This window comes from Streptomyces sp. NPDC058683, from assembly GCF_042716195.1.
In the GTDB taxonomy this organism is placed as follows: Bacteria; Actinomycetota; Actinomycetes; order Streptomycetales; family Streptomycetaceae; genus Streptomyces.
This window is the reverse complement of the sequence record NZ_JBHXSK010000005.1, coordinates 92,526-110,423: the sequence shown is the minus strand read 5'-3', so window position 1 is coordinate 110,423 and position 17,898 is coordinate 92,526. Positions and strand designations below refer to the sequence as shown.

15 protein-coding genes are annotated in these 17,898 nt (G+C 70.6%); 8 read left to right on the top strand and 7 right to left on the bottom strand.

What is annotated here, in order from left to right; all coding sequences use genetic code 11:
• The first annotated feature begins 142 nt into the window (after positions 1-142).
• From ACFWXC_RS07260 to ACFWXC_RS07250, 3 genes are all read left to right on the top strand, one after another.
• Entirely contained in the window at positions 143-799 is a 657-nt protein-coding gene (locus ACFWXC_RS07260; protein WP_362573247.1) for a helix-turn-helix transcriptional regulator, read from the top strand.
• A gap of 21 nt (positions 800-820) precedes the next feature.
• Complete coding sequence (locus ACFWXC_RS07255; RefSeq protein WP_384474416.1) at positions 821-1,390, top strand: toxin-antitoxin system, toxin component; 570 nt, start codon at positions 821-823, stop codon at positions 1,388-1,390.
• Positions 1,391-1,605: 215 nt separating this feature from the next.
• The gene (locus ACFWXC_RS07250; RefSeq protein WP_384474885.1) at positions 1,606-1,833 is read left to right on the top strand and encodes a hypothetical protein; all 228 of its coding nucleotides are present in this window, start codon (positions 1,606-1,608) and stop codon (positions 1,831-1,833) included.
• 27 nt (positions 1,834-1,860) lie between these two features.
• Here the strand turns inward: ACFWXC_RS07250 and ACFWXC_RS07245 are convergent, their stop codons facing one another.
• Together ACFWXC_RS07245 and ACFWXC_RS07240 are read right to left on the bottom strand one after the other, a co-directional pair.
• Entirely contained in the window at positions 1,861-2,541 is a 681-nt protein-coding gene (locus tag ACFWXC_RS07245; RefSeq protein WP_384474415.1) for a 4'-phosphopantetheinyl transferase, read from the bottom strand.
• Positions 2,489-3,394: a metallophosphoesterase family protein gene (locus ACFWXC_RS07240; RefSeq protein ID WP_384474412.1), complete on the bottom strand. Its 906-nt coding sequence runs from the start codon at positions 3,392-3,394 to the stop codon at positions 2,489-2,491. Before ACFWXC_RS07240 ends, ACFWXC_RS07245 begins: the two co-directional genes overlap by 53 nt.
• 354 nt (positions 3,395-3,748) lie before the next feature.
• Here ACFWXC_RS07240 and ACFWXC_RS07235 point away from each other — a divergent pair, with 354 nt between their 5' ends.
• Positions 3,749-4,873 carry an ATP-grasp domain-containing protein gene (locus ACFWXC_RS07235; protein ID WP_384474409.1) on the top strand — a complete coding sequence of 375 codons (1,125 nt, stop codon included), beginning with the start codon at positions 3,749-3,751 and terminating at the stop codon, positions 4,871-4,873.
• A 222-nt stretch (positions 4,874-5,095) separates the two neighbouring features.
• Positions 5,096-6,775 carry a carbohydrate binding domain-containing protein gene (locus ACFWXC_RS07230; RefSeq protein ID WP_384474406.1) on the top strand — a complete coding sequence of 560 codons (1,680 nt, stop codon included), beginning with the start codon at positions 5,096-5,098 and terminating at the stop codon, positions 6,773-6,775.
• 27 nt (positions 6,776-6,802) lie between these two features.
• Here ACFWXC_RS07230 and ACFWXC_RS07225 read toward each other — a convergent pair whose 3' ends face one another.
• From ACFWXC_RS07225 to ACFWXC_RS07205, 5 genes are all read right to left on the bottom strand, one after another.
• Positions 6,803-7,672, bottom strand: coding sequence for a sulfotransferase family protein (locus tag ACFWXC_RS07225; RefSeq protein WP_384474403.1), 870 nt, complete (start codon positions 7,670-7,672; stop codon positions 6,803-6,805).
• 225 nt (positions 7,673-7,897) lie between these two features.
• Positions 7,898-9,148, bottom strand: coding sequence for an alpha-L-fucosidase (locus ACFWXC_RS07220; RefSeq protein WP_384474400.1), 1,251 nt, complete (start codon positions 9,146-9,148; stop codon positions 7,898-7,900).
• Positions 9,149-9,231: 83 nt separating this feature from the next.
• Positions 9,232-12,288: an alpha-mannosidase gene (locus tag ACFWXC_RS07215; protein ID WP_384474396.1), complete on the bottom strand. Its 3,057-nt coding sequence runs from the start codon at positions 12,286-12,288 to the stop codon at positions 9,232-9,234.
• 45 nt (positions 12,289-12,333) lie between these two features.
• The gene (locus ACFWXC_RS07210; RefSeq protein WP_384474393.1) at positions 12,334-13,671 is read right to left on the bottom strand and encodes a 6-phospho-beta-glucosidase; all 1,338 of its coding nucleotides are present in this window, start codon (positions 13,669-13,671) and stop codon (positions 12,334-12,336) included.
• A complete protein-coding gene (locus tag ACFWXC_RS07205) occupies positions 13,668-14,432 on the bottom strand; it encodes a DeoR/GlpR family DNA-binding transcription regulator (RefSeq protein WP_384474882.1) in 765 nt (254 codons plus the stop codon). Before ACFWXC_RS07205 ends, ACFWXC_RS07210 begins: the two co-directional genes overlap by 4 nt.
• 127 nt (positions 14,433-14,559) lie before the next feature.
• Here ACFWXC_RS07205 and ACFWXC_RS07200 point away from each other — a divergent pair, with 127 nt between their 5' ends.
• The 3 genes from ACFWXC_RS07200 (at position 14,560) to ACFWXC_RS07190 (ending at position 17,895) form a co-directional block, all read left to right on the top strand.
• Positions 14,560-15,579: a carbohydrate kinase family protein gene (locus tag ACFWXC_RS07200; RefSeq protein WP_384474390.1), complete on the top strand. Its 1,020-nt coding sequence runs from the start codon at positions 14,560-14,562 to the stop codon at positions 15,577-15,579.
• A 73-nt stretch (positions 15,580-15,652) separates the two neighbouring features.
• A complete protein-coding gene (locus tag ACFWXC_RS07195; protein ID WP_384474387.1) occupies positions 15,653-16,939 on the top strand; it encodes an ABC transporter substrate-binding protein in 1,287 nt (428 codons plus the stop codon).
• A complete protein-coding gene (locus ACFWXC_RS07190) occupies positions 16,939-17,895 on the top strand; it encodes a carbohydrate ABC transporter permease (RefSeq protein WP_384474384.1) in 957 nt (318 codons plus the stop codon). Before ACFWXC_RS07195 ends, ACFWXC_RS07190 begins: the two co-directional genes overlap by 1 nt.
• Positions 17,896-17,898: the final 3 nt, after the last annotated feature.

Sequence of the window (17,898 nt, the reverse complement as noted above, 5' to 3'; positions counted from 1 at the left end):
GCCGAAATTGGCCACAGTTGTGGCGACACCTGGATGTGAGTTCGAACGACCCGCTAATCTCCGGGAGGTCCACGCCGGGCAGACCACGGCGACCGCTCGTGCGAAGCCCCTGATTCCTCTGAGAGACGTAGGAGTTCTGTCGGTGACGGATGGCTACGAGGATCCGGGCGCCACGGCGACCGCCCAGCTGCCGGCCGTCGTCTCCCGCGTCACCGCGCTCGCCGACCGGCTCGGCGTGGCGTACGCCGAGGTCTACGACGTCGGACGGCTCTCCCACGCCTGCGGTGTCCCCGAGTCCGTGGTCAAGGCCCTGCTCAGCGGCCGGCCCGCGGGCGAACCCGATGTCCAGGAACGCTTCCTGCAACGCCTCGACCTGCTGCGCCGCACCCGCCTCAAGCCCAACGGCCGCAAGCACACCCAGCAGGAGATCGCCGACGGCGCGGGCATGTCCCGGCAGCAGGCCGGCGCCCTGCTCAACGGCGACCGGCGGCCGACCATGGAGCACTGCGACGCCCTCCAGCGCTTCTTCCGGGTGCACGCCGGATTCCTCACCGCCGCGGACCCCGAGGCGCTGGCCGGTGCCCTCCAGCGCGTCGAGCAGGAGCTGCTGCAGAAGCTGGCCGACCGGGAGCGGGCGGCGGCCGAGGCCGCGGCGGACCCCCTGGAGCGGCTGTTGCAGGACCACGGGGTGCGCGGGATCGCCTGGCGGGCCGCCCAGCTGCCCACCGACCAGCACCGGGACAAGGTCGCGGAATGGCTGGACATGCTCCTGGAAAGCGTCAAGCGGCCCGAGTCGTGAGCTGAGGGGGAACGGGAGAAGATGGCCATCGACAGGGACATGCGCCGGCTGAGCGGCAAGCTGGTCGGGGAGCTGACCCTGCCCGCGCCCGCCCCGCCGCAGGAGCTGTACCGGGCGCTGTGCGACGCGATGAGCCGCCGCCGCGGCCGCCCGGTCCTGTTCCGTACGGCCGTCTTCCCGCCCGGCACGGCCAGCGGGCTCTGGCTCGACCTGACCGACCGCGACCTGGTCGTGGTCGAGGAACGCACCGCTCCCGACCACCAGTTGGTGATCCTCGGCCACGAGCTGTGGCACATGCACGCCGACCACCACGGCCATGACGTCGAGGGGGTCGCGGTGGCGGCACGGCTCATCGACGAAGGCACGGGCTACGGCGCGGTCTCCGACCGGGCCGCGGTCCAGGCCGCCGTCCGCCGGGTGGCCGCCCGTACCCGCTTCGACCAGGCCGAGGAACAGGACGCGGAGACCTTCGGGCTGCTGCTGGCCAGCAAGTGCCGGACCTGGCTCGCCGGTTCGGCGCTGCGCGGCCCGGTGCGGCGGCACGACGTGGCGGGCCGCATCGAAGCCTCGTTGGGCTATCCGGGGAAGTGAAGCCGGGCCCGGCCGGATTCCGGTGCGGGCGGGCGAGGAGACGTTCCCTAAGGGGGCTCGCGGTGCGGTTCCGCGTCGGCTGAGCGGGCGAACCGAGGCGTAGCGGGCAGGCGTTGTCAGTGGCGGACGGCAAGCTGGTGGGTGCGCACCGCACACGCGGTGCGGCCGCGCCGTCCGGGCGCGTGACCGTGACGACCGACGGGGAGAGCCGAGCCATGCCCACCGCCGTACTGACCGACCGTGAGCGCACCGCCGTCCAGGCCTATCTGCGGCTGCTGCACACCGTCCGCGCGGCCTTCGACGGACCGCCGGACGGCGCTCGCCCCTTCGTGGTCCCGCCGGCCGTGCTCGCCGAGGCCGAGGAGGCCCTGGCCCGGGCCGGACTCACCGGCAACGAGGAGGCGTTCTTCCGCCTCCTGCACGACTGGTGCCCACCCACCTGAGCCGGCGGAGCACGACCGGGGGCACGGTCAGGGGTGCGGCACCACCACGGCCGAGGTCAGCATGCCGTGCCCCACGCTCCAGCGGCCCTCGAAGACCTGCAACCGCTCCCCGCCGACCTGGGGGCCGGGGACCAGCAGGCGGGCGTGCAGGGTGCCGTGCGGCCGCTCGCCGGGCTCCGGGACGAGCTCGATGTCGGCCTCCATGAAGTCCAGCCACTTCCCGGTGAGGGGGAACCACGCCTTGTAGACGGATTCCTTGGCGCTGAACAGCAGACGGTCCCAGTGCACGCCGGGCCGCTCGGCCACGAGCCGGCGCAGCCGCTCCTGCTCCGAGGGCAGCAGGACGGACTCCGCGACGCCCGCGGGCAGCGGGGCGTGCGGTTCGGCGTCGATACCGAGGGAGGCGAGGTCGGTGGCGCGGACCAGGGCGGCGGCGCAGTAGCCCTCGCAGTGGGTCATGCTGCCGACCAGCCCGTCCGGCCATCGCGGTGCGCCGCGCTCGCCGCTCACGACGGGCTGCGGCGGGACCCCGAGCTTCTCCATGGCGCGCCGGGCGCAGGCGCGCACGGCGGAGAACTCGCGACGGCGCTTGGGCACGGCACGGGCGACGAGCGCCGCCTCCTCGGGGTAGAGGGGGGCTTCGCGGATCGCCTCGTCACCGAGCATCTCCACGGCCACCACCGAGTCCGGGAGCAGCTCCTCGATCACCGGTTCCGACCTCCATCGGCAGAATACGGCGCAGCTGACCAGGGGGCTGGGAGCGCTTGCGCCACTCGCGGGGGTATCCCACGGAGACCTCTTCGAAGCGGACGCCGTCGTGCCAGGTGGTCCGGGGGATGTGCAGATGACCGTAGACCATGGTGTCGACGCGGAACCGGCGGTGCCAGTCGGCGGTGCGGGTGGTGCCGCACCACATGGCGAACTCGGGGTACCACAGGACGTCGGTGGGGTGCCGGTCCAGCGGGTAGTGGCCCGCCAGCACGGTCGGCAGTTCCTCGGGCAGTTCGGCGAGCCGGCGCTCGGTGGCCTCGACCCGGGCCCGGCACCAGTCCTCGCGGGTCGGGTAGGGGTCGGGGTGCAGCAGGTACTCGTCGTTGCAGACGATGCCGGTGCCGTGCGCGTAGGCGAGACCCTCCTCCTTGGTGGCGCAGCCGGCCGGTAGGAAGGAGTAGTCGTACAGCAGGAAGAGCGGTGCGACGACCACCGGGCCGCCCGGGCCCTCCCAGACGGGATAGGGGTCCTCGGGGCTGACCACGCCGAGTTCCCGGCAGAGGTCGACGAGATGCTCGTAGCGGGCGACACCGCGCAGGGTGACCGGGTCCTTGGGGTGGGTCCACAGGTCGTGGTTGCCGGGGGCCCACAGCACCTTGGCGAAGCGGCCGGCGAAGGTCTCCAGGACCCAGCGGATGTCGGCGACGGTCTCCGCGACGTCGCCGGCCACGATCAGCCAGTCGTCATCCGTCTCGGGGCGCATCTTCTCGACGAGCTCGCGGTTCTCCGGATACGAGATGTGCAGGTCGCTGATGGCCAGCAGTTGCCCGGCACCGGCCGTGGACTCCACCCGTACCCCTTCCGATCACGTCGTCACCACCCACCTCAACACATGACGGGTCCACGGAACAAGGGCACCTGTCGGCCTGTCGGCGGTCAATCGACGGCCGGGCCTCGACAGGTCGCCGGCCGGTGGCCGCCAGTCAAGGAAACCGACGTGGACGGTGCAGGAAAACGCGCGTGGACAGTCCCGGGAAATCCGTAACACTGGCGTTGCACGCGGGGCCCCTTGAAAGCCGTATGATCCCCACAACACCTCCGCCACGAACTTCCCTTCGTCCAGGGCGGTTTGGTGACCCTCCAACCACCCTGCCCGGGCACGGGCCCGCTGAGCCCTGCCCGAAAACCCCGGAAGGCGGCATTAATGCGCTCTCGCGTACGCGTCTGGCTCAACCGCACGTACGCGGAGAACGTGTTCTTCATGGATCAGCTGCGGAAAAATCCCAGCGACCGGGCGGTCGAGATCCATGCGACGCACGGTGACGCCGACTCCCCCGTGCTGGCCGCCGCCGACACCGCCGATCTGGAACCGGAGGGTCTCTCCCCGGCCGCCTATGTCGAGTACGCGCTCGACCAGTGCCAGCGCCGTGGCATCGATGTCTTCGTGCCCCGGCTGCACCAGTCGGCGATCGTCGCCCACCGGGCCGACTTCGAGGCGGTCGGTACGGCCCTGCTGGCGCCGACGCCGGAGGGCACGGCGGTCTTCGAGGACAAGGCGACCGCGTACGAGGCCGTCGCTTCGGTCGGGGTCCCGGTGCCGCCGTGGTGGCGGGTCCGCACGGCGGACGAACTGACCGCCGCGGTCGAGAAGCTGGAGGCCGACGGGCACAAGGCCTGCTTCAAGCCGGCCGCCGGTGCGGGTGGCGTCGGCTTCCGGGTGATCACGCGCGCCCCCTTCTCGCTCTTTCACCTCAACGGGTTCCCCGGGCCGTACGTCCAGCTCGACCTGGTCCTCGACGCGCTGCGCCGGGCCGACCAGCCGGTGGACTGGCTGGTGATGCCGAGGCTGGAGGAGCCGGAGGTGTCCGTGGACTGCCTCACCGGGCCCGACAACCGGGTCCGGCTGGCGGTGGGCCGCACGAAGAAGGGCCGCCGCCGCGGTTTCACGCTGGACGAGCGGTGGCTGGAGCCGGCCCGGCTGATCGCGGAGGGTTTCGGCCTGCACTATCTGTCGAACATCCAGTTCCGGATGTACGGCGACGAGCCGGTGCTGCTCGACGTCAACACGCGTCCCGCCGGGGGGTTGCACCAGCTGTCGCTCTGCGGGGTCAACGCACCTTGGGCGGCCGTGCAGTTGGCACTGGGCGAGGACCCCGGGGTGATCGAGCCGCCGTTCCTGGGGCAGGACTACGCGGTGGTGTCGGGGCCGAGGCATGTGCTGCCGTCGATTCCGGTGCAGCGGGAGGAGGCCGAGGAGATGGTGCTGCCCGCGCCGATGCCTGCGGCGGTGGAGGCCGTGAACGAAGCGGCTGAGGTGTTGCCGCTCTAGGCTTTCGGCCGACTGCGGGTCCGTTGTGGCTGATCGCGCCCACGCGGCGGAGCCGCAAATCAAACACAGCCCCGCGCCCCTTTCGGGGCGCCTCGACTCACCGGTATGGACCAATTCACGCACGCGTCCTTGACAGCGGGATTGGTCCATACCAACTTTGTTGCGCACCCCCCTGCACCTTCGTGCAACTCCCGAACACCCCCATTCCATCAGGGAGATCGCGTGCGCAACTCGCTCAGACGTTCCAGACGTCGGATACTCGCACTGCTCGGGTCCGCCGCCCTCGCGCTCGCCGGGGCCATCGCGCTTCCCGGTACCGCGCAGGCGGCCAACATCCTCTCCAACCCCGGCTTCGAGTCGGGGAGCCTCTCGCCCTGGTCCTGCACCGGGAACCTGGGCTCGGCCGTCTCCTCCCCCGTGCACGGCGGGTCCAAGGCCCTCGCGGGGGCCGTGAGTTCCAGTGACACCGCCCAGTGCACGCAGACCGTCGCCGTGCAGCCCAACACCACGTACTCGCTCAGCGGCTGGGTCCGCGGCTCGTACGTCTATCTCGGGGTGACCGGCGGCGCCTCCACCTGGACCAGCTCGCCGTCCCAGTACAGCCAGCTGAGCGTCTCCTTCACCACCGGGGCCTCGCAGACCAGCGCCCAGATCTACGTCCACGGCTGGTACGCGCAGGGCACCTACTACGCCGACGACATCAGCCTCGACGGGCCCGGCGGCAGCTCCGACACCCAGGCACCCACCGCGCCCGGCGGCCTCACCTCCACCGGCAAGACCTCGTCCAGCGTGTCGCTGTCCTGGTCGGCCGCGACGGACAACGTCGGGGTGACGGCGTACGACATCTACCGCGGGTCGACCCTGGCGACGAGCGTCTCCGGGACCTCCGGCACGGTGAGCGGGCTGTCGGCCAGCACGGCGTACACGTTCACGGTGAAGGCGCGGGACGCGGCCGGGAACGTGTCGGCCGCCTCCAACTCCGTGTCCGTGACCACCGACGCGGGCAGCGGCGGCGGGACCGGTTTCAAGCAGGCCGCGCCCTACCTCTTCGAGGGCTGGGGCGATCCGCCGAGCCCCTCGACCGTGATGAGCGCGACCGGCATCAAGTCGTTCACCATGGCCTTCGTGCTGGACTCGGGCGGCTGCACCCCGGCCTGGGACGGCAGCCGGGCGCTGACCGGCGGCGTCGACCAGACCGCGATCAACCAGATCAAGGCGGCCGGCGGTGACATCACCCCGTCGTTCGGCGGCTGGCAGGGCAGCAAGCTCGGCGCCAACTGCTCGTCCGCGAGCGCGCTGGCCGGGGCGATCCAGAAGGTGATCGACGCCTACGGTCTCACATCCGTCGACATGGACATCGAGAACACCGACGAGTTCGAGAACGAGGCCGTGCAGGCGAAGATCCTGACCGCCCTGAAGACGGTCAAGGCCAACAACCCCGGCCTGCGGACGATCGTCACCTTCGGCACCTCCACCACCGGGCCGACGTACTACGGCAACCGGCTCATCGAGCAGGCCCAGTCGCTCGGCGCGAACATCGACGTCTTCACGATCATGCCGTTCGACTTCGGCGGCGGCGCCGACATGTACGGCAACACCGTGGCGGCGGCCGAGGGGCTGAAGACCAAGCTGAAGTCCACCTTCGGGTGGGACGACGCGACGGCCTACGCGCACATCGGGATCTCCGGCATGAACGGTCTGTCGGACCAGCAGGAGACCACGACCCCGGCGATCTGGACGCAGATCCGCGACTGGGGGAACTCGCACCACATCGCCCGGCTCGCGTTCTGGGCCGTGAACCGGGACCGCGGCTGCGCGGGCGGTGGCGTGGTGAGCAACTGCTCCGGGATCAGCCAGAGCAACTGGCAGTTCACCTCGATCACGGCCGGCTTCACCGGCTGAGCATCGGCAGCGGTGGCGTGGGGGTGCCTAGACCGGGTACCCCCACGCCTTCGCTATCTCGGCGAGCCGGGGCGGGAGTTCGGCGGTGGGGTCGGCCTGGCGCGCGGCCTGGATACGGCCGGACTTGATCTCGCTGCTCCAGTCGCCGAGCTTCGGCTTGAACGTGCCGTGGTCCTGCTTGCCGTAGTCGAGCATGCCGCTCTCCCACGGGACGCCGAGGTACGCGCACAGGCCGCGGGTGACCCGTTCCGGTTCGGCGGTGAGGTCCTCGTAGGTGATCACATGGGCGCCGGGGAGCTGCTGCCGGGCCTCTTCCAGCTTCTCGGCGTAGCTCAGGACCTCGGCGCGGATCCCTTCGTGGTCGGGGTCGGCGCGGCGGCTGGTCAGGGACTGGATGACGGCGCCGGGGTGGCGCAGCAGCAGGACGAACCGGGCGTCGGGCCAACATCGGTGCAGCCGGGGCCAGATGAGGGTGTTGGGCGGGGTCTTGTCGACGATGACGTCCTTGCCGCTGCGGCTGAGCTCCAGGTGCAGCACCCGGTCCCACAGGACGTGCTCCAGCTCCTCGCGGTCGAGGGCGAGCTCCTTCATGGCGTCCGCGGTGAACTCCCGGGACATCCGGACGTGGACCGTGCGCAGGTGCATCTCGTGCGGGGCGCGGATGCGGCTGTGGCTGTTCAGCAGGACGCGCAGCAGCGTGGAACCGGAGCGCACCGAGGAGAGGACGAAGACCGGGGCCTCCACCAGGCGCGGGGCGCGCGGGGCCACGTAACCGCCGGTGGGCTGCGGCTTGGCCGGTCGCTGCGTCGGGATCGCGTCCAGGGTCTTGCGCGGAGGACTCACCGCCTGCGCCATGAGCCGTCCCCGGCGCTTGAGCCCCTTGGCGATCGCTGACATTCGCGGGTCTCGCACGGTGATGCCTTTCTCTCGTCCCTGCCGTTCCGCATCCCAGGGGCGACAGGCGAACTCAAGATGTCCAAGAGGAGAACCAGAGGGGTCACGGCGACCCGAAAACCCGCCGTGACCAGCCGACTTACCGTTCTCTTAATTCTTCATATGAGAATTCCCGACCTTTACCTTCAAACCGACTCATAACCGGATCAGAACGGGACCAGAACAGGATCAGAACCGGCCGGATCCCCGGTACAGCTCCAGCTCCCCGTCCAGCTCGACGGCGAGGACCGTGGCGTACGGGTCGAGGTCGGCCGCGGCCGGCGGGTCGATCCACAGCACGCCGACCGCCTCGTGCAGTCCGCCGACGACACGGTGGGCGAGTTCGGTGCCGGTGCCGAGCACGCTCACCTTCCGGACCGGGGTGACCAGCCCGCGGACGCCGATCTCGGCGCGTGGGACGTCGTACAGGGTGAGGTAGAGGGTGCGGCCGTCGGCGGAGAGGGTGCTGGGCCCGTAGTGGTGCCCGGCCGGCAGCCCGCGGACCGTGCCGTACACGGCCTCGGCGTGTCTTTGGATCCACTCCCCCAGGCCTTCGAGGCGCTCGACCTGCGGCTGCGGGATGGTGCCGTCCTCCATCGGGCCGACGTCCAGGAGGAGATTGCCGCCACCGCCGATGGTCTCGGTGAAGTAGCGGATCAGCTGGCTGAGCGACTTGTGGTTGTGGTCGTGGTGCTGGAAGCCCCACGAGTCGTTGATGGTGAGGCACAGCTCCCAGGGCCCGGTGGGGGGTTCGACGGGTGCGCCCTGCTCCGGTGTCGCGTAGTCGCCCTCGCCGAGCATCCGGGCGTTGAAGACGACATGCGGTGAGTAGGAGCGGACGAGCGCGGCGAGTTCCCTGATCCGCCACTGCTCCTCGCTGCGGTCCCACTCGCCGTCGAACCACATCAGGTCGGGCCGGTAGCGGGAGGCCAACTCGCGTACCTGGCCGTCACGGTAGACGATGAACCGCTCCCAGGCCTCGAGGTCCTCGTCCTCGGCCGAGCACTCGGAGTACCGGTTGTCCTCCTGCTCGGGCGGGCGGCCCGGTTTGCGGGTGCTGGCGTAGTCGGGGTGGTTCCAGTCGGAGTGCGAGTAGTAGAGACCGACCTTGAGGCCCTGTTCGCGGAGGGCGTCGGCGTAGCCGGTTATGTAGTCCCTGCCGAGGCTGAGATCGCCGAACTCGGTGTCCCACAGCGCCACTCCGTCGTGGTGACGGCTGGTGAGCACCGCGTACCTGGCGCCGGCGCGGGCGAACAGGTCGGCCCAGGCGCGCGGGTCGTACTTCGCGCCGGTGAAGCGGCCGAGCTGGGACATGTACTGGTCGTGCGGCACGATGTCGTCGTAGAACGACCAGGACTCCTGGACGCCGTCGACGGCGTAGATCCCCCAGTGGACGAAGATGCCCAACTTGGCGTCGGTGAACCACGGTTGCATGGGCACGGCTGGACTCCCGTTACGTACAAGGTCAGTTGGGGATGCAAGGGGGCGGGCCCAGCGCACGACCGCCGGGCCCGCCTCCGGGGCTACCGGCCGGTGCCCGCCCGCTGCAGACGGAGCGTCAGGATCTGGAAGGGCCGCAGCGTCACGGCGACCGTGTCCCCTTCGGTGTCCGCCGTCTCCAGGGGCCGCTCCAGCAGGTCGGTCACCTGGGCGCCGGCGAGCGGGAAACCGGTGCGCAGCACGCCCTCGGCACGGCCGCCGCGCGACTCGTAGAGCCGGACCACGACATCGCCGGAGGCGTCGTCGGCGAGCTTGACCGCCTCGATGGTCACGCCCGCGCCGGAGACGGAGACGACCGGCTCCGGCGCGCCCGCCGCATCGGCCACCCGGAGCGGGAGGTTGAGGGCGTAGCCCGCGGCGACCGCGTCCTCGATGCTCGCGCCGGGCAGGAGGGAGTAGGTGAAGCGGTGGCGGCCCTGGTCGGCACCCGGGTCCGGGACGCGCGGGGCGCGGACCAGGGAGAGGCGGACCGTGGTGGTCGTACCGCCGTCCTCGCGGACCGTGCGGGAGACGTCGTGGCCGTAGGTCGAGTCGTTGATGACGGCGACGCCGTAGCCGGGCTCGGCGAGGTGCACCCAGCGGTGACCGGGGACCTCGAAGCGGGCCGCCTCCCAGGTGGTGTTGGTGTGCGTGGGCCGCTGGACATGGCCGAACTGGATCTCCGCGGAGGAGTGCGCGGCGCGGATGTCCACGGGGAACCCGGCCTTGAGGAACTTCTCCGCCTCGTGCCAGTCGATGTCCGTCTCGAAGTCGATGCGCGGGCTGCCCGCGCGGACGGTGATCGTCTGGGTGACCTTCGAGCCGTTGCCGAAGGCGCGGGTGACGCGGATCGCGCCGAGCAGCGGGTCCGCGTCGACGACCGTGATCTCCGAGGGGTCCAGCAGGTCCGTGTAGCGGTTCTTGTAGTGCTTGTCGACGTCCCAGGCGTCCCAGTAGTTGGGGAGGTCGGTGTGCAGGCGGAGCAGGTTGCCCTGGCCGGCGAGGACCTCGCGGCCGGCCCGGAGGTCGCGGACGGACGACAGCGTGCCGTCCTCCGCGATCTCCACGCGCACCAGGCCGTTGTCGAGCACCCGGCCGGCGACGGTCACCGGCTGCGGAGCCTCGACGTCACCCGTCAGCGGCGCGCTGCCGCTCGCCGGCACCGCCACGTACACCGGCGTGCCCGCGCCGTCACGGACGACCTCGGCGCGGTCGTAGGGGCTGGTGTTGAAGACCCGGGCGGTGCCGCCGCCGAGCGCGGTGACCGCTTCCGCGGTGAGCGCCTCCAGCTCCTGGGCGACACGGGCGTACTCGGCCTCGGCCTCGCGGTGCACCCAGGCGATCGAGGAGCCCGGCAGGATGTCGTGGAACTGGTGGAGCAGGACCGTCTTCCAGAGCCGGTCGAGCTTGTCGTGCGGGTAGCGGTAGCCGGGCGCGTGCAGCGCGGCCGTCGTGGCCCACAGCTCGGCCTCGCGCAGCTTGTGCTCGCTGCGCCGGTTGCCCTGCTTGGTGCGGGCCTGGGAGGTGTAGGTGGCGCGGTGCAGCTCCAGGTAGAGCTCGCCGACCCAGACGGGGGCGTCCTCGTACTCGGCGCGGGCCTTGGCGAAGAAGGCGTCCGGGTGCTCGACCTCGACCTTCGGGGAGCCCTCCAGGTCCTTGAGGCGGCGCGCCCGCTCCATGATCTCGCGGGTGGGGCCGCCACCGCCGTCGCCCCAGCCGAACGGGGCCAGCGAGCGGGTGGCGCCGCCCTTCTCGGCGTAGTTGCGGACCGCGCGGGACATCTCGGCGCCGCTGAAGCGGGCGTTGTAGGTGTCGACGGGCGGGAAGTGGGTGAAGATGCGGGTGCCGTCGATGCCCTCCCACCAGAAGGTGTGGTGGGGGAACTTGTTGGTCTGGTTCCAGGAGATCTTCTGGGTGAGGAACCACTCGTTGCCGGCGAGCTTGGCGATCTGCGGGTAGGCCGCGTTGTAGCCGAAGGAGTCCGGCAGCCACACCCCCTTGGTCTCGACCCCGAAGTGCTCCATGAAGAACCGCTTGCCGTGGACGAACTGGCGGGCGACCGCCTCGCCGCCCGGCAGGTTGCCGTCGGACTCCACCCACATGCCGCCGACCGGTGCCCACTGGCCCTTCTTCACCGACTCCTGGATCCGGGCCCAGACCTGCGGGTAGTTGTCGCGCACCCACTCGTACTGCTGGGCCTGCGAGCAGGCGAAGACGAACTCCTCGTACTCCTCGGCCAGCGAGGTGACGTTGGAGAAGGTCCGGGAGGTCTTGCGCTTGGTCTCGCGGATCGGCCAGAGCCAGGCCGAGTCGATGTGCGCGTGGCCGACGCCGGAGATGCGGTGCGCGCTGGCGTTCGCGGGCTTCGACAGCGCCGGCTTCAGGGCCTCGCGCACGGCGGCGGCCGACCCGGAGATGTCGTCCAGGTCGAGCAGGTCCATCGCGTGGTCGAGGGCGTGCATGATCTCGTGCCGGCGCGGGTCGTGCTCGCCCAGCTCCAGCATCAGCTCGCGCAGCACCTGGACGTCCAGGTCGAGGTGGAAGACCTCCTCGTCCAGGACGGCGATGTCGGCCCGCTTGAAGGTGTAGAGCGGCTTGTCGCCGGCCGTCAGCACGTCGCCGAGCGGGGTCGGCGCCGCGAAGTCGTTCGCCAGGATGTCGGGGTTGGAGGCGGCCTCGACCAGGTAGTCGATCACCTCGCCGCCGGTCGCCGGGTTCGCGATCCGTACGTACTGGTTGAGGGGGTTGACCGCCTTGAGCGGGGTCCCGTCGGTGAGGTGGACCAGGGCCTCGGCCTGGTTGCCCGGCCAGTCGCCCACGAAGCCGAGGTCGATGACGGCCTCGACCCGGCGGCCCGCGAACTCGGCGGGCACCTGCCCGCGCATCCGGAACCAGGTGGTCCCCCACGGCGGACCCCACAGGGTGTCCATGGCGAACGGCTCGTACGGGGCGGCCGCGGCCTCCTCGAAGGGCACCGGCTCCCCGGGGGCCTGCCAGGCGGACACCTCGAAGGGGACGGTGGCCGCGTAGATCGCGGGCTTGATGCGCTGGTTGTGGAGGCGCTCTACGCGCTCCTCGATCCGGCGGCGTTCGTCGTGCATGGAAGTCTCCAGAAGAGGGATGGAAAGCGCTTTCCGAGCGGCTGGTTACTTAAGATACGCGAGGCCGGGGTGGACCTCGGTGTACCCCTCCACCAGCCGCCGGGCCACGTTCACCGAGTCGACCAGCGGGTGCAGGGCGAACGCCTTCACGGCCGTCGTACGGGAGCCGGACTCGGCGGCGGCCAGCACCTCGCGCTCGACGGCCTTGACCGAGCAGACAAGGCCGGTGGCGTGGTCGGGCAGCGGGGCGACGGCGACCGGGTGCGCGCCGTTGGCGTCGACCAGGCAGGGCACCTCGATGACGGCCTCGCCGTCGAGCACCGCGAGGGTGCCGCGGTTGCGGACGTTGAGGATCAGGGTGGTGCGCTCGTCACGGGCGATGGCCCGCATCAGGGCCAGGGCGACCTTCTCGTAGCCGCCGGACAGGTCGTCGGCGTCGCGCTCGCCGGCGCCGGCGGTCTCCCGGTTCTCGGCCATGTAGGTCGCCTCGCGCTCGGCGCGGGTGCGGTCCCAGGCCGCCAGGGCCTTCGCACCGGGGTCCCGGACCTCCGCGTAGAAGCGCGCCTGCTGGTCGCGCAGGAAGGCTCCGCGGGTCTTCTCGGCCTGCTGGTAGGCGCGGACGGCCTCGCGGTTGAAGTAGTAGTAGTGCAGGTACTCGTTGGGGATCGCGCCGAGGGACTGGAGCCAGTCCACGCCGAAGAGCTTGCCCTCCTCGAAGGAACCGAGCAGGTCGGGGTCGGCGAGCAGGCGCGGGAGCTCGTCGCGGCCGGCGATGTGCAGACCGCGGACCCAGCCGAGGTGGTTGAGGCCGACGTAGTCGATCCAGGCCTCCTTCGGGTTCCCGCCGAGCACCCGGGCGATACGGCGGCCGAGGCCGACCGGGGAGTCGCAGATGCCGATGACGCGGTCGCCGAGGTGGCGGGACATGGCCTCGGTGACCAGTCCCGCGGGGTTGGTGAAGTTGATGACCCAGGCGTCGGGGGCGAGGCGGACCACCCGGCGGGCGATGTCGACGGCGACGGGGACGGTCCGCAGGCCGTAGGCGATGCCGCCCGCGCCGACCGTCTCCTGGCCGAGGACGCCCTCGGCGAGGGCCACCCGCTCGTCGTCGGCCCTGCCCTCCAGGCCGCCGACACGGATCGCGGAGAAGACGAAGTCGGCCCCGCGCAGGGCGTCGTCGAGGTCGGTGGTGGCGGTCACCGTGGGGGCGTCGGGGACGCCGGCCGCCTGTTCGGCCAGGACCCGGGCGACCGCGGAGAGCCGGCCGGCGTCGAGATCGTGCAGCACGACCTCGGTGACCCGCCCCTCGGCCCGGTCCGTCAGCAGCGCCCCGTACACGAGCGGCACCCGGAATCCGCCGCCGCCCAGAATCGTCAGTTTCACGCTAGAGCCTTTCCTGCCAGGACCACGTCGACACCGGCCTCCTCCAGGGCGGACCGGGTCGCCGGGTCGACCGGCGCGTTGGTCACCACCAGGTCCAGGTCCTCGGGACCGCAGACCTTCGCCATGCCCGTACCCGGGAACTTGGCGGCATCGGCGAGCAGCACCACCTTGTCGCTCGCCTTGATCATCGCCCGCTTGACCGGCACCTCCACCACCGTCGTGTCCATCACCTGCCCGCCGGGGCGCACCCCGCTGGTGCCGAGGAAGAGCCAGTCGGCGTGCAGCTGGCGCAGGTTGTCCTCGGTGAGGAAGCCGACCAGGGAGCGGTACTCGCGCCGGACCATGCCGCCGAGCAGCACCAGCTCGATGCCCTCGTCGTCGGCGAGCTCCTCGTAGACGACCAGGTTGCTGGTGATCACGGTGAGCCGGCGGCCGTGCAGCTGGCGGGCCAGGCGGTAGGCGGTGGTGCCGATGTCCAGGAGGACCGACTGGCCGTCCGCGACCAGGGCCGCCGCGCGCGCCGCTATGGCGTCCTTCTCCGCGATCCGCACCTCGGCGACCTCGGCGAAGGGCTGGTCGCCCTCGTCGGCGACGGCACCGCCGTGGACCCGCGTCAGCAGCCCCTCCTCCTCCAGTTTCAGCAGGTCACGCCGGACGGTGGCGGGGCTCACACCCAGTTGCTCGGAGAGATCGGTCACGGCCGCGGGGCCGCCCGAGCGCAGGGCCCGCAGGATGAGTTGATGTCGTCGTTCTGCCAGCACGCGCTGAACACTACTCGTCATCTTCAATCATTTCCATGCTCAGTTCTGCTCGGGTATTGACCAATCTCGCGTGGCAGCGCACGATTCCCGTCATCGAAATTGACGAGTTTTGACGAGAGGGTGGCGTGTGGACGACGACATGCCCGATGTGCTGCTGACCGGGCTGCTCTTCTACGACCTCGTCCTCACGGGGCTCGGGAAGCCGCCGACACCGGGCGAGGAGATCTGGACGGCCGGCATGGGCTGCGGCCCCGGCGGCATCGCCAACCTCGCGGTGGCCGCGTCCCGCTTCGGCCTGCGGACCTCGCTGGCCACGGTCTTCGGCGACGACTTCTACGGCGCGTACTGCCAGGAGGTCCTCGCCGGGCAGGAAGGCGTCGACCTCTCCCTCTCCCGGGTCGCGGACGGCTGGCCCACCCCGGTCACCGTCGCCCTGGCCCACGGACAGGACCGGGCCCTGGTCACCCACGGCTCGGAGCCGCCGTACTCGCAGGACGTGCTGATGGGCGACCCGCCCGAGGCCCGCACCGCCCTCGTCCACATCGAGGCCGAACCCCGCGAGTGGATCGCCAAGGCCGCCGCGAACGGCACCCGTATCTACGCCGACGTCGGCTGGGACCCCACCCAGCAGTGGTCCCGTGACCTCCTCGACCAGCTCGCCCTGTGCCACGCCTTCCTCCCCAACGAGACCGAGGCGATGGCCTACACCCGCACCGACAGCCCGGTGGCGGCCCTCGGCACCCTCGCCGAACTGGTCCCGGTGGCCGTGGTGACCCGCGGCGGGGACGGCGCGGTGGCCGTCGACCAGACCACCGGCGAGTTCGCGGAGGTCCCGGCCCTCGCCGTGGACGTCCTCGACGCGACGGGCGCCGGTGACGTCTTCGGGGCGAGCTTCGTCGCCGCCTCGCTCGGCGGCTGGCCGCTGGACGAACGGCTCAGGTTCGCCGTACTCGCCGCCGGTCTCTCCGTCGGCCACCACGGCGGGGCACTGGCGGCCCCCGGCTGGTACGGCGTCGACCGCTGGTGGCGCTCGCTCACCGACCCCGACCTGAAACGCGCCTACGGCTTCCTCATGGACCGGCTGCCGGCCGACCCCGGCCCGCCCGTCCGCCACGCACCCGTCACACCCCCCGCACGGCAGTACTGAGCCCCACGCCACCCCCCACGCTCCATGTGAAAGTCCCGAACAGATCCGAAAGATCCGAAAGGCGGTGGGAGCTGTGCGGCTCTCACGTAGAGGCCTGCTGCGCGCGGGCCTGGCCGGTACGGCCGCCACGGCGCTCGGCGGCCTGGCATCCGGCTGTGCCGTTCCGACCGGTTCCACCGGCCGGAACATGGTCCTGTGGTACTGGGACGGCGGCCTCGGCGACACGGTCATCAAGAACGCAAAGGCCCGCTACGACGCGGACGTCGACCTGCAGGCCATCAAGATCGGCGGCTACTACCGGTCGAAGCTGCTCACCACCATGACCGGCCGGGCCCGCATCCCGGACATCGCCGGTCTCAAGGGCGAGGACATGGCGTCCTATCTGCCCAACGCGAACCAGTTCGTGGACCTGCGCACGCTGGGCGCGGACAAGTACAAGAGCCAGTATCTGTCCTGGAAGTGGGACCAGGGCATCGCCGACGACGGCACCATGGTCGGCTTCCCGATCGACTGCGGCCCGGTCGCCCACTTCTACCAGTACCAGGTCTTCCGGAAGGCCGGACTGCCCTACGAACCCGACGACGTCAGCGCCGAGCTGAACACCTGGGAGAAGTTCTTCGCCGCCGGCGAGCAGCTGAAGAAGCGGATCCCGGGGACCTGTCTGCTCTCCGACGTCAACGCGGTCTTCGAGAACGTGGTGCAGCAGGGCAGCCGGCGGTACGTCGACAAGGACCGGCACTTCATCGGCGACCAGGACCACGTCCGCCGGGCCTGGGCACTGGCCGTGGAGGCCAAGAGGCGGGGGATCGTCTCGGACCTGGTCAGCGGCACGCCGGACCAGCTGTCCGCGCTCCAGGACGGCAAGCTGCCCAGCCAGCTCAACGCCTCCTGGGCCACCAACGACATCAAGACCGGCGTACCGAAGACCAAGGGCAGATGGCGGGTGGCCCAGATGCCGGTACGGCCGTCCAACAACGGCGGTTCGTTCCTGTCGATCACCAAGGAGTGCCGCGAGCCCGAGCAGGCGTTCCGGATCATCACCTGGATGCTGAACGCCGGCAACCAGGCACAGGGCTTCGTCGACGCGGGACTCTTCCCGTCCACCCCCGCGTCGTACGACCTGAAGACCCTGCGCGCGCCCGACCCGTTCTTCGGCGGCCAGGTGACGATGGACGTCTTCGGGCCCGCCGCGCAGAAGATCGCGGTCGCCTACAACAGCCCGTTCGACGTGGCGCTCTCGCAGCCCCTCAAGGACGAGATCAAGAACGTCGGCGTCCTCGGCAAGAACCCCGAGCAGGCCTGGAAGGACGCCATGAGCAAATGCCGGCGCATCGCCGAGCACCTGGGGGTGAGCTACTGATGGCCACCGCACTGGAGAAGCCCACGGCGACCGTGGAACGGACCACCGCGGCCGGTCCCCGTACCGGATTCCGCAAGTACTGGCACCTCTACGCCGCGATCTCCCCCTTCTACCTCCTCTTCCTCTGCTTCGGCCTGATCCCGGTCGGCTTCTCGCTCTACGTCTCCCTGCACCGCTGGGACGGCCTCGGCTCGATGGAGTGGGCGGGCCTGTCGCAGTACCAGTACCTGCTCAGCGACACCGACTTCTGGACCGCGGTCGGGAACACGATCGTCATCTGGGCGCTCGCCACCTTCCCCATGATCTTCCTGGCGATGGTGACGGCCGTGATGCTCAACTCGGCGGTCCGCTTCAAGAACGTCTACCGCTTCGCCTACTTCCTGCCGAACGTCACCTCGGTGGTCGCGATCGCGATCATCTTCGGCTCGGTGTTCTCCACCAACTTCGGCCTGGTGAACGCCTTCCTTCAGGCGGTCGGCCTCGACCAGGTCGCCTGGCTGAACACCCCGTGGGGCATCAAGGTCGCCATCGCCACGCTGATGACCTGGCAGTGGACCGGCTACAACGCGATCATCTTCCTCGCCGGACTCCAGACGGTCCCCGGCGAACTGTACGAAGCGGCCCGGATGGACGGCGCCGGGCCGATGCAGACCTTCTTCCGGATCACGCTGCCGATGATGCGGCCGGTGCTGCTGTTCGTGCTCGTGGTGTCGACCGTCACCGGTCTGCAGAGCTTCTCCGAACCACAGGTGCTGCTCCAGACCACCTCCAACGACTCGACGTTCGCGGGCGGTCCGGGCCACGCCGGCCAGACCATGGTCCTCTACTTCTTCCAGCAGACCTTCGACAACAACGACTTCGGCTACGGCGCCGCCGTGGCCTGGGGCATCTTCCTCGTCGTCATCATCTTCTCGATCATCAACTGGCGCCTGGTGCAGCGCCGGGGCGAAGACTAGGGA

What these genes read in the sequence shown, in the direction of transcription:
- ACFWXC_RS07255 (WP_384474416.1), top strand. Translation starts at nt 821, where the DNA reads ATGGCCATCGACAGGGACATGCGCCGGCTGAGCGGCAAGCTGGTCGGG.
- ACFWXC_RS07250 (WP_384474885.1), top strand. Translation starts at nt 1,606, where the DNA reads ATGCCCACCGCCGTACTGACCGACCGTGAGCGCACCGCCGTCCAGGCC.
- ACFWXC_RS07235 (WP_384474409.1), top strand. Translation starts at nt 3,749, where the DNA reads ATGCGCTCTCGCGTACGCGTCTGGCTCAACCGCACGTACGCGGAGAAC.
- ACFWXC_RS07225 (WP_384474403.1), bottom strand. Translation starts at nt 7,672, where the DNA reads ATGTCAGCGATCGCCAAGGGGCTCAAGCGCCGGGGACGGCTCATGGCG.
- ACFWXC_RS07215 (WP_384474396.1), bottom strand. Translation starts at nt 12,288, where the DNA reads ATGCACGACGAACGCCGCCGGATCGAGGAGCGCGTAGAGCGCCTCCAC.
- ACFWXC_RS07190 (WP_384474384.1), top strand. Translation starts at nt 16,939, where the DNA reads ATGGCCACCGCACTGGAGAAGCCCACGGCGACCGTGGAACGGACCACC.